The organism is Paraburkholderia elongata, assembly GCF_013177735.1.
In the GTDB taxonomy this organism is placed as follows: Bacteria; Pseudomonadota; Gammaproteobacteria; order Burkholderiales; family Burkholderiaceae; genus Paraburkholderia; species Paraburkholderia elongata.
Genome location: NZ_WOEZ01000134.1, coordinates 1 through 14,510 on the forward strand (window position 1 = coordinate 1; position 14,510 = coordinate 14,510).

Annotated in this window: 11 protein-coding genes; 1 reads left to right on the top strand and 10 read right to left on the bottom strand. The window is 63.2% G+C overall.

The window, feature by feature from the left end:
* The 3 genes from prpF to prpC form a co-directional block, all read right to left on the bottom strand.
* Positions 1–1,112, bottom strand: a 1,112-nt coding sequence (gene prpF / locus GNZ13_RS24720; RefSeq protein ID WP_172169099.1) for a 2-methylaconitate cis-trans isomerase PrpF, incomplete at its 3' end; no start/stop codon positions are given.
* A gap of 35 nt (positions 1,113–1,147) precedes the next feature.
* A complete protein-coding gene (gene acnD, locus GNZ13_RS24725; RefSeq protein ID WP_172169102.1) occupies positions 1,148–3,745 on the bottom strand; it encodes a Fe/S-dependent 2-methylisocitrate dehydratase AcnD in 2,598 nt (865 codons plus the stop codon).
* 314 nt (positions 3,746–4,059) lie between these two features.
* Positions 4,060–5,229: a bifunctional 2-methylcitrate synthase/citrate synthase gene (gene prpC, locus GNZ13_RS24730; protein ID WP_172169105.1), complete on the bottom strand. Its 1,170-nt coding sequence runs from the start codon at positions 5,227–5,229 to the stop codon at positions 4,060–4,062.
* Between the two features lie 290 nt (positions 5,230–5,519).
* Between prpC and prpR the strand changes: the two genes are divergently transcribed.
* Entirely contained in the window at positions 5,520–7,490 is a 1,971-nt protein-coding gene (prpR, locus tag GNZ13_RS24735) for a propionate catabolism operon regulatory protein PrpR (RefSeq protein ID WP_172169108.1), read from the top strand.
* Here the strand turns inward: prpR and GNZ13_RS24740 are convergent.
* The 7 genes from GNZ13_RS24740 to GNZ13_RS24770 are packed head-to-tail and all read right to left on the bottom strand — an operon-like array spanning position 7,447 to position 14,445.
* Positions 7,447–7,845 (bottom strand): helix-turn-helix domain-containing protein, encoded by a 399-nt coding sequence (locus tag GNZ13_RS24740; protein ID WP_172169111.1) that lies wholly within the window; start codon positions 7,843–7,845, stop codon positions 7,447–7,449. The two genes, prpR and GNZ13_RS24740, sit on opposite strands and share 44 nt — an antisense overlap.
* A complete protein-coding gene (locus GNZ13_RS24745; RefSeq protein ID WP_172169114.1) occupies positions 7,842–9,011 on the bottom strand; it encodes an NAD(P)/FAD-dependent oxidoreductase in 1,170 nt (389 codons plus the stop codon). The genes GNZ13_RS24740 and GNZ13_RS24745 overlap by 4 nt, the downstream gene beginning before the upstream one ends.
* Positions 9,008–10,378, bottom strand: a complete 1,371-nt coding sequence (locus GNZ13_RS24750) for an FAD/NAD(P)-dependent oxidoreductase (RefSeq protein ID WP_172169117.1) — start codon at positions 10,376–10,378, stop codon at positions 9,008–9,010. Before GNZ13_RS24750 ends, GNZ13_RS24745 begins: the two co-directional genes overlap by 4 nt.
* Positions 10,363–10,677 (bottom strand): (2Fe-2S)-binding protein, encoded by a 315-nt coding sequence (locus GNZ13_RS24755; RefSeq protein ID WP_172169120.1) that lies wholly within the window; start codon positions 10,675–10,677, stop codon positions 10,363–10,365. Before GNZ13_RS24755 ends, GNZ13_RS24750 begins: the two co-directional genes overlap by 16 nt.
* Positions 10,674–12,503: an ABC transporter ATP-binding protein gene (locus GNZ13_RS24760; RefSeq protein WP_407945662.1), complete on the bottom strand. Its 1,830-nt coding sequence runs from the start codon at positions 12,501–12,503 to the stop codon at positions 10,674–10,676. Before GNZ13_RS24760 ends, GNZ13_RS24755 begins: the two co-directional genes overlap by 4 nt.
* Before the next feature lie 23 nt (positions 12,504–12,526).
* Entirely contained in the window at positions 12,527–13,495 is a 969-nt protein-coding gene (locus GNZ13_RS24765; RefSeq protein ID WP_172169126.1) for an ABC transporter permease, read from the bottom strand.
* Positions 13,492–14,445 (bottom strand): ABC transporter permease, encoded by a 954-nt coding sequence (locus GNZ13_RS24770; protein ID WP_172169128.1) that lies wholly within the window; start codon positions 14,443–14,445, stop codon positions 13,492–13,494. Before GNZ13_RS24770 ends, GNZ13_RS24765 begins: the two co-directional genes overlap by 4 nt.
* Between the last annotated feature and the right edge of the window lie 65 nt (positions 14,446–14,510).

The window sequence follows — 14,510 nt, forward strand, 5'->3', positions numbered from 1 at the left end:
GTCCACTCCCCGCCTTCCTCCCGAGCTTCGGCCCCCACCCGCAACGTCCCGGAAGGATGTCCAAACCGCACCGCATCCCGCGCCCCACCACCCGCAGCGAGATTCACCAACGTGCCTGAAATCGCCGCCGCCGTACCAATCGCCACAGCAGCCGTCCCCATCATCGCGTGATGCAGCTTACCCATCGACATTGCCCGCACCAGCAGATCGACGTCACTCGCGGCAACACGCTTGCCACTAGAAGCAACGTAGTCGGCAGGCTTGGCGACAAAAGCAACCTTCGGCGTATGCTGCCGCGTCGCGATCTCATCGATATTTTTGATGAGGCCCATACGCACCGCACCATGTGCGCGAATGGTTTCGAACATCGCCAGCGCCTTATCGTCGCTATTGATGGCGTCCTGTAGTTCGGTGCCCTTATAACCGATTGCTTCCGCATCCACGAAAATGGTCGGGATACCGGCATTGATCATCGTCGCCTTCAGCGTACCGACACCCGGCACTTCGAGGTCATCGACCAGCTTCCCCGTGGGGAACATCGCGCCGCCCGCACCCTCTTCTTCTGCAGCCGGGTCCATAAACTCGAGCTGAACCTCTGCAGCCGGAAAGGTCACACCGTCGAGTTCAAAGTCCCCAGTTTCCTGCACGGCGCCATTGGTAATAGGCACATGCCCGATGATCGTCTTGCCGATATTCGCCTGCCAGATGCGCACAATAGCCACACCGTTCTGCGGAATCCGGCTCGCATCGACGAAACCTGCGCTAATTGCAAACGGCCCCACCGCAGCAGAGAGATTGCCGCAATTGCCACTCCAATCGACGAAAGCCTTGTCGATAGAAACCTGCCCGAACAGGTAATCCACGTCATGATCCGGCTTGCTGCTCTTCGCGATGATGACCGTCTTGCTCGTGCTGGAAGTCGCGCCGCCCATACCGTCGATCTGCTTGCCATACGGGTCTGGGCTGCCGATCACACGCATCAGCAACGCGTCACGCGCAGCGCCCGGAACCTGGGCCGCCTCCGGCAAATCCTGCAGCCGAAAGAACACGCCTTTGCTGGTACCGCCGCGCATGTACGTCGCTGGAATCTTGATCTGAGGTTTGTGGGCCATAAAAGTAGTGTCCTGATGAGAGAAGCTTAAAAGCCTTAAGCCGCAGCCTTCGTCGATTCAAGAAAGTCCTGCGCAAAACGTTGCAACACGCCGCCGGCTTCGTAGATGGAAACCTCTTCCGCGGTGTCCAGGCGGCACGTCACCGGCACCTCCACGCTCTCACCGCTCTTGCGATGAATCACGAGCGTGAGGTCGGAGCGCGGCTTGCGTTCGCCGATCACGTCGAAGGTTTCGGTGCCGTCGATAGCGAGCGTGAGACGATTCACACCAGGTTTGAATTCCAGCGGCAACACGCCCATGCCCACCAGATTCGTGCGGTGAATCCGCTCGAATCCTTCCGCAACAATCGCCTCCGCGCCGGCAAGACGCACGCCCTTCGCCGCCCAGTCACGCGACGAACCCTGACCGTAGTCCGCCCCGGCAATCACGATCAGCGGTTGCTTGCGCTCCATGTAGGTTTCGATCGCTTCCCACATGCGCGTCACCTTGCCCTCAGGCTCGATGCGGGCCAACGAACCCGCCTTCACCTTGCCGTCTTCCAGCACCATTTCGTTCTTCAGCGTCGGATTCGCGAAGGTGGCACGCTGCGCGGTCAGGTGATCGCCACGGTGGGTTGCGTACGAATTGAAGTCCTCTTCCGGCAAGCCCATTTTGGCAAGGTACTCACCCGACGCGCTGTCAGCCAGAATCGCATTCGACGGCGAAAGGTGGTCGGTCGTGATGTTGTCGCCCAGCACGGCCAGCGGACGCATGCCCTTGAGTGTGCGCTCACCGGCAAGCGCGCCTTCCCAATACGGCGGACGGCGGATATAAGTACTCGTCGGACGCCAGTCATACAGCGGATCAGCCTTCTCACCGGTATCGACAGACACAGCGAACATCGGCTCATACACCTTGCGGAACTGTTCCGGCTTCACGCTCGAAGCGACGATCGCGTCGATCTCTTCATCCGACGGCCAGATGTCCTTTAGCTTGATCGCATTGCCGTCAGCGTCGACGCCAAGCACATCCTTCTCGATATCGAAGCGAATCGTGCCCGCAATCGCGTAGGCCACCACCAGCGGCGGCGACGCCAAAAAGGCCTGCTTCGCATACGGATGAATACGGCCGTCGAAGTTACGGTTACCGGACAGCACAGCCGTCGCATACAGATCGCGATCGACGATTTCCTTCTGGATCATCGGATCCAACGCACCCGACATGCCATTGCACGACGTGCACGCATACGCGACCACGCCGAAGCCCAGTTGCTCCAGTTCCGGCAACAGGCCCGCCTCTTCCAGATACAGCGTGACCGCCTTCGACCCCGGCGCGAGCGAAGTCTTCGCCCACGGCTTGCGGGTCAATCCGAGTCGATTGGCATTACGCGCCAGCAAACCGGCGGCGATCATGTTGCGCGGGTTGTTGGTGTTCGTGCAGCTCGTGATCGCAGCGATGATCACCGCGCCGTCCGGCATCAGGCCCGGCTCGTTCTCCACCTTGCCGCTGATACCGCGCGCGGCCAGCTCAGAAACCGGCAAACGACGATGCGGATTCGACGGACCCGCCAGCGTGCGCACCACGGTAGACAGATCGAACGTCAGCACGCGCTCATACTCGGCATGCTTCAGCGTATCGCCCCACAGGCCGGTTTCCTTCGCATAGGTCTCGACCAGCTTGACGAGTTCGTCGTCGCGGCCGGTGAGTTTGAGGTACTTGATGGTCTGCTCGTCGATGTAGAACATCGCCGCCGTCGCGCCGAATTCGGGCGCCATGTTGGCGATGGTCGCGCGATCGCCGAGCGTCAGGTTGGCCGTGCCTGCTCCGTAGAACTCGAGGTACGCGCCGACCACTTTTTCTTTGCGCAAGAATTCGGTCAGCGAGAGCACGACGTCGGTCGCGGTAATGCCCTCAGCCGGCTTGCCCGTGAGCTCAACACCGACGATATCCGGCAGGCGCATATATGACGCGCGGCCCAGCATCACGCTTTCCGCTTCGAGACCACCCACGCCGATGGCGATCACGCCGAGCGCATCCACCATCGGCGTATGCGAGTCGGTGCCGACGAGCGTATCGGGGAAGGCCACGCCGTCTTTCACCTGCACCACCGGGCTCATGCGCTCGAGGTTGATCTGATGCAGGATGCCGTTGCCCGGCGGAATCACGTCGACGTTCTTAAACGCGCGCTTGGTCCAGTTGATGAAGTCGAAGCGGTCTTCATTGCGGCGATCTTCAATGGCGCGGTTCTTCGCGAACGCATCCGGATCGAAACCGCCGCACTCGACGGCAAGCGAGTGATCCACTACGAGCTGCGTCGGCACGACCGGGTTGACCATCGCCGGATCGCCGCCTTGCGCGGCAATCGCATCGCGCAGGCCGGCGAGGTCGACCAAAGCGGTCTGACCGAGAATGTCATGGCACACCACGCGCGCCGGGAACCACGGAAAATCCAGCTCGCGCTTGCGTTCGATGATCTGCTTGAGCGACGCAGTGAGCGTCACCGGATCGCAGCGGCGCACGAGGTTTTCGGCCAGCACGCGCGAGGTGTACGGCAGCTTGTCATAGGCGCCGGGCTGGATCGCATCGACGGCGGCACGCGTGTCGAAGAAATCCAGTTGGGTGCCGGGAAGGCGTTTGCGGTTGGCAGTATTCATGGCGTAGGGGACAAAACAATAATGATCCGGGGACGATGGCGGCAGCCGTGCTTCAGAATCCGCTGCCCCTCTTTCAAGCGGCGCAACCCTTGCGTGTCAATCGGACAATCTGTGTAGTTTAGCTCGCGGTGGCGCGCCGACTTGCCGTGTGTTTCGTTGATGCGTCGCACAACGCACCGCGCAATGCACCGCAACGCGCGCTGCAAAAAAACAGCCTTGGCTCGGGGTTCCAGCGAGCCAAGGCCCAAACTTCATTACGTCGCGCTCATGAGACGCAATGGAGGAGAAACGCTTGCGGCTTTGCGCTTACACCCTTACACGCGCTTGGCGAGCGGCACGAACGGCAGATCGTCGGGACCGGTGTAATTCGCGCTCGGACGGATGATCTTGTTGTCGATCCGCTGCTCGATAATGTGCGCGCTCCAGCCTGCCGTACGGGCGATCACGAAGAGCGGCGTGAACATCGCTGTGGGCACGCCCATCATGTGATACGAGACCGCGCTGAACCAGTCGAGATTCGGGAACATCTTCTTCACATCTGCCATCACTGTTTCAAGTCGCTCGGCGATGTTGAACAGCTTCAGGTTGCCCGCCTCCTTCGAGAGCTTCTTCGCGACTTCCTTGATGACCTTGTTACGCGGGTCGGAGATCGTGTACACCGGGTGACCGAAACCGATCACCACTTCCTTGTTTTCGACGCGCTTGCGGATATCGGCTTCGGCTTCGTCAGGCGTCTGATAGCGCGACTGGATTTCAAACGCGGCTTCGTTGGCGCCGCCGTGCTTCGGACCGCGCAGTGCGCCGATCGCGCCGGTGATCGCCGAGTAGATGTCCGAGCCCGTGCCCGCGATCACGCGGCCGGTGAAGGTCGACGCGTTGAATTCGTGCTCGGCATACAGGTTCAGCGACACATGCATTGCATCGACCCATTCTTTCGACGGTTCCACCCCGTGCAGCAAATGCAGGAAGTGACCGCCGATCGAATCGTCGTCCGTTTCGACTTCGATACGCTTGCCGTTGTGCGAGTAGTGGTACCAGTACAGCAGCATCGAACCGAGCGAGGCCATCAGCTTGTCGGCGATATCACGTGCGCCTGGCAGGTTGTGGTCGTCCTTCTCGGGCAGCACGGTGCCGAGCACCGATACGCCGGTGCGCATCACGTCCATCGGGTGAGCGGCGGCCGGAATCCATTCCAGCGCGGCTTTAACGTTCGCGGGCAGACCACGCAGCGCCTTGAGCTTGGTCTTGTAGGCGGTCAGTTCGGCTTGCGTCGGCAGCTTTTCGTGGACCAGCAGATAAGCGATCTCTTCGAATTCGCATGCGCCGGCGATGTCGAGAATGTCGTAGCCGCGGTAGTGCAAATCGTTGCCGGTCTTGCCGACCGTGCACAGCGCGGTGTTGCCCGCCGTCACGCCGGACAGGGCGACGGATTTCTTCGGTTTGAAGGCGCCTGCGTTCGGCGTGCTGTTATCGGCTTCACTCATAATTTCTTCTCCAACTGCGGGGTTGCGTTCGTGCGGCAATCAGCGCGCCGAGCTTGTCTTTCAGGGTTTCAATGCGGTGACCGGTGAAAACGGAGACTCATAACGCAAAGAATGGGCCATGCGGAACATGAACCGCTAAGTGCCTGATTTAACAAAAAATCATCTCCTGGCCACACTGCCGACCGATTTCATAAGTGAAATCGCGAATTTCAAATTCGAAAACGACAGGTGCATAATGGGCGGGCTTCTCATCCTTCCCGCCCCTTTCTCCAGACAACGAGCCACCCGCCGTGAGCACGCCCCCCTTCGACCCTGCGCAGCGCCCCCGCATCTGGGCCGTCAGCATCAGCCGGCTGCGCGATCTGTTCTTCGACATCGCCGGCGAGTACGTTGAACGCGCCGATCTGCGCATCGTCTCGCATGGCTTCGAAGACGCCGTGCATGAGGTCGACGTAGTCGGCACCGGGCGTCCGGACGTCGTGATTGCCGGTGGCTCCAACGGCGCGTATCTGAAAACGCGCGTCAGCGTACCGGTCGTGCTGATCAACCCAACCGGTTTCGACGTCATGCACGCGCTCGCGCGAGCGCGGCGTGACGGCGCGAAGGTCGCGCTCGTCACGCACGGCGACACGCCTGACGAAGTGCGCCGCTTCACCACCGCGTACGGCATCGACGTGACGTTCGCTTCGTATCAGTCGGCTCAGGATGCGGAGAGTGTCGTGCTCGATCTGCGCGATCGAGGCATCGACGTCGTGGTCGGCCCGGGGCTCGTCACCGATCTTGCGGCGAACGCCGGCATGGGCGCGGTGTTTCTGTACTCACGCGCGTCCGTACGTGCCGCGTTCGATACCGCACTCGAAGTCGCGCAGGCCACCCGCCGCGAAACGATTCGCCGTCAACGGCTCGACAATCTGCTGCAGCATCTGCGCGACGGCGTCGTCGCGCTCGATGCGCAAGGGTGCGTCGAAGCGATGAACCAGCGCCTTGCCAGCGTGCTCGGCATCGACGCGGCACAGGCAGTGGGCCGCGAGTTGCTCGACCTCGCGCCGGATCTCGCAGGCAGCTTGCCGGACTCGGACGGCGACACGTTCTGCACCGTGCGTGGTGCGAGCTACGTCGTACATCGCGGGCCCTTGGCGAGCAGCAGTTCGGCGTCAGGCACCGTGCTGACGTTTCAGGAATCGCGCGCGGTCGAACGACTCGACCGCACCTTGCGCTCGCGGCAGCGCGTGCAGCAGTTCAGCGCGCGTTACCAGCTTGGCGATATCGTCGGCGCATCCGATTCGATCGAACGGGTCCGCACGCTCGTGCAGCGCTACGCCAAATCGGACGCCACCGTGCTGATTCTCGGCGAAAGCGGCACCGGCAAGGAGATGGTCGCGCAGAGCATGCATCAGCTGAGCGCGCGGCGTGATTTCGCCTTCGTCGCCATCAATTGCGGCGCGTTTCCTGAGGCATTGCTCGAGAGCGAGTTGTTCGGTTATGAGGAAGGCGCGTTCACGGGTGCACGCAAAGGCGGCAAGGCGGGGCTGATCGAAGTGGCGCACCGCGGCACGTTGTTTCTCGACGAAATCGCCGAGATGCCGTTGTCGTTGCAAAGTCGGCTATTGCGTGTGCTGCAGGAGCGCGAAGTCGTGCGGCTCGGTTCGACGGAGCCGACACGAGTGGACATCCGGGTCGTCGCGGCAACCCATCGCGCGTTGACCGAGGGCATCGAGGCGGGCAGCTTCCGCGCGGATCTGTACTACCGGCTCAACATTCTGAGCATCGCCCTGCCGCCGCTGCGCGAGCGGCCCACCGATCTGCTGCCGCTCGCGGCGGAACTGCTGCTGCAGGCGGCGTCGCGTGAGCCGAGGCTGGCGGCCCGGCTGCCCGATGCGGATGCGACCAAGCGCGTCCTCGCTAGTCTCAGCGAGCCGCTAAAGCGTTACACGTGGCCCGGCAACGTGCGTGAATTGCAGAACGTGATCGAACGGATTGCGGTTGAACTGGCAGACGCGGATACGGACACGAACCCAAACGGCGCGACAAAAACCGTCTTCACACGCGAGGTACTGCGCACCGTCGCACCTGAAATCTTCGAGCAACCCCGCGTGCTCGCGAAGAAAGCGGCGCTAACGTTACGCGAGCGCAGCCGTCACGTGGAAGCAGACGAAATCCGCGCCGCTCTCGCCGCATGCGACGGCGATCGCGATGCAGTTTGCCAGGCACTCGGCATCAGCAAGACGACCTTATGGCGGAAGCTGAACGCGGCGCAGTAGCCTGAACCACGCTACTGTGTTCCGCCGCATTCGCTCCGGCGCGCGCAATGAACATGCTGGGCGTCATCCCGCAGCATCGTTTGAAATGCCTACCAAAGTGGCTTTGATCGAAAAATCCCACCTCAGTGGCGACGACCGATCCCGGCACGCCTTCGAGCAACAAGGTTTGCGCCCGCTGAATCCGCAGCCCGCACAGATAGCGATACGGCGATGAACCGTACTGCTGACGAAACACCGTCGCGAAGCGCGACACGCTGAGCGCGGACAACGCGGCGAGTTGCGCGAGCGTCACCGGTTCGTCGAAATGGGCTTCGATAAACGCCCTTGCGGCGTTGAGGCTGATGGACTGTTTCATGGCGTCGCGATGGTCGAGCGGGGCGCGGCTTGCTTCGCGAACCGGGTGACGGAAAACACGTCGAGGGGAATAACGGTGCTACCCGTGTCGACGAACTCGGCCAGCGTCTCGCCGACGCCCGGACCGATCTGGAAACCCGAGCCGCAGAAACCGAACGCATAGTAAAGACCATCGACCTTACTGCTCGGCCCGATCACCGGTTCGCCGTCGGGCAGATAACTTTCCACGCCGCTCCACACGCGAATCACATGCAGCGGCGCCATCGCGGGCACGAGCCGCCGCAACTGCGCGACTTGCCGCACGGTATTGCGCGGCAGGACCGATGCGCGGCACGTCACGGCATCCGCCGGCCCACCGGGACCGCCGCCGAGAATGATATTGCCGCGCGGAATCTGCCGGAAATAGATGCTCTCTTCCTTGATCGATGTGAACACACCCATCGACGACTTGAACACATACGGCACCGGCTCGGTCACGGCCATCTGCGGTCCGCTCGCGGTCAGCGGAACGGGTTCGCCGAACTGTTCGGTGAGACGGCTCGCCCAGGCGCCCGCGCAGATCACGAGTTGCGCGGCCCAATACACGTCGCCGTGTGCGCTCTCCACGCGAAACCGCTCACCGTCTTTTTCGACACGCACGATCTCGGTGTTCTCGATCACCTGGGCGCCGAGCCGCTCGGCCGCACGACCAAACGCGGGCGCAGCGAGACGCGGATTGGCGTGACCGTCGAGTGGCGAAATCGATGCCGCCAGCACCTCGCGCCCGAGAAACGGAAAGCGTTGGAACATGGCATCGCCGTGCAACACTTTGAGGTCGAGACCGTAAGCACGGGCATCGATCGCATATTGATCGAAATTCTCCACGTCCTTCTGGTGGTAGCACACGCGCGTGTGGCCCGACGCAAGAAACTCGATGTCTTCGCCGAGCAGTTCCTTCGAGCGTTGCCATGTCCGCAGTGCGCGGTTCGCCATCTCGAGTTGCGGCAGCGCGCGGCCCTGCCGGCGAATGCCGCCGAAGTTCACGCCGCTCGCCTGCTGCCCCGTGAGTCCACGTTCGAGCAGGATCACCGAACGGTTACGCTGACGCAGGAAGAAGGCGGTCGTCGTCCCCATGATGCCGCCGCCGATCACGATGACATCGGCTTCGTTAGTGGTCGTCGCGCTCATTCGCCCACCTCTTCGGTAAGCGCCACAGGCAGCGGCTTGACGGGCGCCTGACCGCGCAGCCGTCCCACCGAGGACAACGGCACACAAGCCGCCGCTGCGATGATTTCCGCACCAGCGTGGCCGCAGTAGCGCCCCTGGCAGCGGCCCATGCCGACGCGCGAAAAAGCCTTCGCGCGATTGGCTTCCTGGGCGCCGGTCTCATGCACGACACGGCGCAGTTCGCCGGCCGTAATCGCTTCACAGCGGCAGACAATCGTTTCATCCGGCAGGGACGCGGCGAATTTCGCCGGCCACGGAAAGGCTTCCCGCAGGCCCGCGGCGAAGCGTGTGAAACGTGCGAGTTCGGCGCGCAACTGCTCGACGCCTTCGACCTTCACGCCGTGATCGCGCAACGCCGCCAACGCCGCGAGTCGGCCCGAACGTTCCGCTGCGTCCGCACCGCGCACCCTTGCGCCATCGCCCGCCAGATAGACGCCCATGACGCTGCTACGGCCATCGTCGTCGATTTGCGGAAGCCACTGCTGCGTGTTGTCGTCGAACAGGAAGCCGCACCCCGCGAGGTCCGCGAGCTGCGTCTCGGGACGCAGGTGATAACCGAGCGCGACGGCATCGCATGCAAGTTCGAGTTGCTTGCCGTCAGGCAACGCAACCACAACGCCGCTTACACCGTCTTGCGGCGAGCCTTTGATTTCCACAGGCTGCACGCCGCGATGAACCGGCACGCGCGCCTTTGCCAGCACACGCGTCAACGCAATCCCCTTTTTGAGCGCGGCAGGAATCGCCAGCAACCGGGGCAGCGCGGCCACACGCTGCATGAATGTCGAAGTATCGAGCACCGCCGCCACCTGCGCGCCCGCCTTCACATATTGCGCGGCCACGAGATACAGCAGCGGACCGCTGCCCATCATCACGATGCGCGAGCCGATCGCGCATCCCTGCGATTTCAGCGCAACCTGCGCGCCGCCGAGGCTATACGTGCCGGCCTGGTGCCAGCCCTTGACCGGCATCAGCCGGTCCGTCGCGCCGCTGCAAACAATCAGGGAATCGAACGTCAGCGTCTGGTAGCGCGTGCCGCTCGCGAGATGCACGGTGTTCGGCGAGATATTCCAGACCAGCGTCTCCGGCAGATAATCGATCTTGCCCTTCAGCGCATCGAAGCTTTGATGCAGCGAAGCGGCGCGCTCTGCCTCGGTGCCGTACAACGTCTCATAGCTGCGAGAAAAACCTTCCGGTTGCCGCCGATAAATCTGGCCCCCGTCACGCCGCCCTTCGTCGATGACCGTCGGCCGCAGCCCCGCTTCGACCAGCGCCTGCGCGGCGCGCACGCCCGCCGGCCCGGTGCCGATGATCACTACACGCGGGGCCATACACCCTCCCCGGCTTCGGCGAGCTTCGTGACGATCGACATGCCGGGCGCCGCAGGCGTACTGCACGCCCTCATGCGTTCGCCTTGCGCCGTCCAGACCCAGCAGTCCTGGCAAGCGCCCATCAAACAGAAACCGGCGCGGCGGCCGTCGCCGAATTCGGAATCGCGCAATGTGCTCACGCCGGTCAGCAAGGCGACCATCAACGTGTCGCCCTCGGCGGCCTCATGCACGACGCCGTCCACGGTAATCGGAAAGGTCTTGCGGCCTGTCTCAGCGAGCCGCACAAATCGTCCGCTCATGCCGGGGTCGCCTCCGCGGTCTGCAAGCGGTTCAATTCGGCCGCCGGATGATGGCAAAGAATCTCCGCGCCCGAAGGCAGTTTCTTCAGGGACGGCGGCGTCATATTGCACATCCCGTCGATGCGCACCGGGCAGCGCGCGCGGAACGCGCACAACTCTGGAATATCGGAGCTCTCGCCCATCGGCGGCAACGCGGCACAACCGATCTCGCGGCGCGCATCGAGCCAGCCCGGTTTCAGCGCGGGCACCGAATCGACCAGCAAGCCCGTGTACGGGTGATACGGCGGCGCCGCGAGCACGTCGCGCTGCCCGGCTTCCACGCGATGCCCCGCGTACAGCACGATCACTTCGTCGCAGATGGCGCGCACGGTCGAGATGTCGTGGCTGATGAACATGTACGACACGCCGAGCTCACGGCGCAATTCGGCCAGCAGGTCGAGGATCGCCGCGCCGACCACTGTATCGAGCGCGGAGGTCACTTCGTCGCAGAGGATCAAAGCGGGATCGGCAGCGAGCGCGCGCGCCAGATTCACGCGCTGCTTCTGGCCGCCGGAGAGTCCGGCAGGTGTGCGCGTGGCAATCGAGGCCGGCAGCTGTACCAGATCGAGCAGTTCCAGCATGCGTTTCTTAGCAGCCGAGCCACCCAGATGGTGATAGAACGCCAGCGGACGGGCAAGGATGTCGGCGATCGAATGGCTCGGGTTCAGCGCGGTGTCGGCGTTCTGGAACACGATCTGGATTTGCCGATACTGCTCCAGCGTGCGGCGCGACAGTTGTGCGGGCAACGGCTTGCCATCGAACAACACTTCGCCGCCCGCGCGGTCGACGAGACCGGCCACCACGCGCGCGAGCGTCGTCTTGCCGGAGCCGGATTCGCCGATCACACCGAGCGTGCTGCCGCGAGGGATCGCCAAACTGACGTCGTCGAGCACGCGCACGGCGGGCGCGCCGAAGCGATCGATACGTCCGTAGCCAGCCGAGAGCCCGCGAATTTCGAGCAACGGCGGGATGTGCTTGCCGGCACTCTGCGGCGTCTCCAGCTCCGCTTCCGGACGGCGTGTGGCAGCGAGCAGTTGACGCGTGTAGGCATCCACCGGCGCATCGAGCACTTGCGCGACCGCGCCGTTCTCCTTCACCGCGCCGCCATTCAGCACGACGATGCGGTCCGCCATCTGCGCGACCACAGCCAGATCGTGCGACACGTACACGGCGGTTGTGCCGAGTTCGCGGATCACTTTCTTGAAGGCCGCGAGCACCTCGATCTGCGTGGTGACATCGAGCGCGGTGGTCGGCTCATCGAACACGACGACAGCGGGATCGGTAATCAGCGCCATCGCGGCCATCAAGCGCTGCAACTGGCCACCGGACACCTGATGCGGATAACGGTCGCCGATCGTCTCCGGCGCGGGCAGCGCGAGCGCGCGGAACAAGCTGATCGCTTTCGTGCGCGCTGCTTCGGCGGACATCAAGTGATGCAGCAACGCCGGCTCGGTCACCTGATCCATGATCGTGCGCGCCGGATTGAAACCTGCCGCCGCACTCTGCGCGACATACGCCACGGTCCGCGCCCGCAAACCGCGACGGCCTTTGGCATCGAGCGACAGCACATCCACATCGCCGATACGAATCGAACCGCCGCTGATCGAACAACCTGCCCGCGCATAGCCGAGCAAAGACAACGCGATAGTCGTCTTGCCCGACCCGGACTCGCCGATCAGCGCCAGCACCTCGCCCTTCTTCACCGAAAAATCGACGCCCTTGACGATCTCGGTCACCGGCCCCGGCGCCGCACCCGCGACGACCCGCAGCCCTTTCACTTCAATCATGTCCCGATCAGCGCGATCAGCCATCATGCACCCCCATGGCTACGGCCGCGACGCCGCAGGTTGTCGATCAGCAGATTCATGCCGATGGTCAGCGTCGCAATCGCGACAGCAGGCATCAAAACAGCAGGCGCGCCCTCGGACAAACCGCCGATGTTCTCGCGCACGAGCGAACCCCAATCCGCATTCGGAGGCTGCACACCGAGGCCGAGGAAGCTCAGCCCGCTCAGCAGCAGCACGATGAACACGAAGCGCAAACCGAAATCGGCGAGCATCGGATGAATCATGTTCGGCAGCACTTCAACGCGTGCGATATAGAAGATGCCCTCGCCGCGCGCTCTTGCCACCTGGACATATTCGAGGCCCATCAGGTTCACCGCGAGCGAGCGCGAAATGCGGAATGCACCGGGGATATAGGCCAAGGCGGCAACGGTCGTCAGCATCGGGATCGACGAACCGAACGCGGCGATGACAACGAGCGCGAGCACCTTGCTCGGAATCGAAATCAGCGCATCGAACAACCGGCTCAGGATTTCATCGACCCAGCGCCCGGACACCGCGGCGAGCAGCCCGAAGAACGTGCCGATCAAACTGGCGAGTACCGCGGCCGCCAGCGCGAGGCCCACCGTATAACGAGCGCCGTAGAGAATCCGGCTCAACATATCGCGGCCGAGATAGTCGGTGCCGAGCGGATACGCCGCGCTATAGCTGCCGAAAATCTCCGTCGATGTCAGCGTGCCGCCGTTATACGGTGCGACCAGCGGCCCGATGAACGCGACGATCAGCCAGAACGTCACCAGCACGAGGCCAATCAGGCCGAGCACGGAGAAGCGGTGCACCAGCCGTTTCAACACGCCTTGCTTAAGTGCTGCCGTTTCGACGACCGGCGGCTCGACAGCGGGTTCATCGAGGTCCAGGCCTAGGTCCAGGTCGTACAGCTCGGTGCTGGCATGGGGAACATGAGGAACGTGGGGATTGGTAGGTTGGCTCATCATCGACGCAGCCTCGGATTGGATACGATTTGACACAGGTCGGCGATCAGCACCAACGCGAGATACGCCGCGCAGAACACCATCACACAGCCCTGCACGAGCGGCATGTCACGGTTGGTGACGGCATCCACCATCAGGCTCGCGAGGCCGGGATAGTTGAAGATCGACTCCACGATCACCACGCCGCCGAACAGATACGACAGGCTCAATGCCACCGCATTGGCAATCGGCCCGATCGTGTTCGGCAACACATGCCGCAGCACCACACGCGCAGGCGAGGCCCCCTTGAGCACCGCCATTTCCACGTACGACGAATTGAGCTGATCGAGCACCGCGGCCCGCGTCATGCGCGCCATCTGCGCGACGATCACGCAGCACAGCGTCATCACCGGCATCGCGTAGATGCGCAGCAGCGCGCCGAACGAATGCACCTCCGAGAGATACGACAGCGCGGGCAGCCAACGCAGCTTGACGGCGAAGATCAGCACAGCGATGGTAGCAATCAGAAACTCCGGCACGGCCACCGTCGACAGCGTGAGCACATTAAGCGTGCGGTCGAGCAGCGAGCCGCGGAACATCGCCGACGAAATACCGATCAGCAAGGCTACGGGCACCGAGACCAGCGCCGTCAGCCCAGCCAGCACCAGCGAGTTCGGCAGGCGCGTGGCGATCAACTCGCTGACCGGCAGATTGTTCGACAGCGAGGTGCCGAAGTTGCCGCTGAGAATATGAATGAGCCACTCGAAGTAGCGTTGCAGCGCCGGCTGGTCAAGGCCGAACTGATGCCGCAATGCCGCGACGGCTTCCGGGGTCGCCGCCTGGCCGAGCGCCTCTTGAGCGGCATCGCCGGGAAGCAGCCCGGTGATGGCGAACACGACCGCCGAGACCAGCAGCAGCGTAAGCAGCGCGAGGCCAAGGCGCGCGGCAATGAGTCGTTGCGCGTGTGCTTTCATCGAAAGTCGCCTCCTCTGGGGTGAAGCCGCACGCCGCGAGCAAGCGGCGTGCGTATTGCCGGGTT

Bases quoted from the DNA above. Each gene is read 5' to 3' on its own strand.
- acnD (WP_172169102.1), bottom strand. From the start codon at position 3,745: ATGAATACTGCCAACCGCAAACGCCTTCCCGGCACCCAACTGGATTTC.
- prpC (WP_172169105.1), bottom strand. From the start codon at position 5,229: ATGAGTGAAGCCGATAACAGCACGCCGAACGCAGGCGCCTTCAAACCG.
- GNZ13_RS24740 (WP_172169111.1), bottom strand. From the start codon at position 7,845: ATGAAACAGTCCATCAGCCTCAACGCCGCAAGGGCGTTTATCGAAGCC.
- GNZ13_RS24745 (WP_172169114.1), bottom strand. From the start codon at position 9,011: ATGAGCGCGACGACCACTAACGAAGCCGATGTCATCGTGATCGGCGGC.
- GNZ13_RS24750 (WP_172169117.1), bottom strand. From the start codon at position 10,378: ATGGCCCCGCGTGTAGTGATCATCGGCACCGGGCCGGCGGGCGTGCGC.
- GNZ13_RS24755 (WP_172169120.1), bottom strand. From the start codon at position 10,677: ATGAGCGGACGATTTGTGCGGCTCGCTGAGACAGGCCGCAAGACCTTT.
- GNZ13_RS24760 (WP_407945662.1), bottom strand. From the start codon at position 12,503: ATGATTGAAGTGAAAGGGCTGCGGGTCGTCGCGGGTGCGGCGCCGGGG.
- GNZ13_RS24765 (WP_172169126.1), bottom strand. From the start codon at position 13,495: ATGATGAGCCAACCTACCAATCCCCACGTTCCTCATGTTCCCCATGCC.
- GNZ13_RS24770 (WP_172169128.1), bottom strand. From the start codon at position 14,445: ATGAAAGCACACGCGCAACGACTCATTGCCGCGCGCCTTGGCCTCGCG.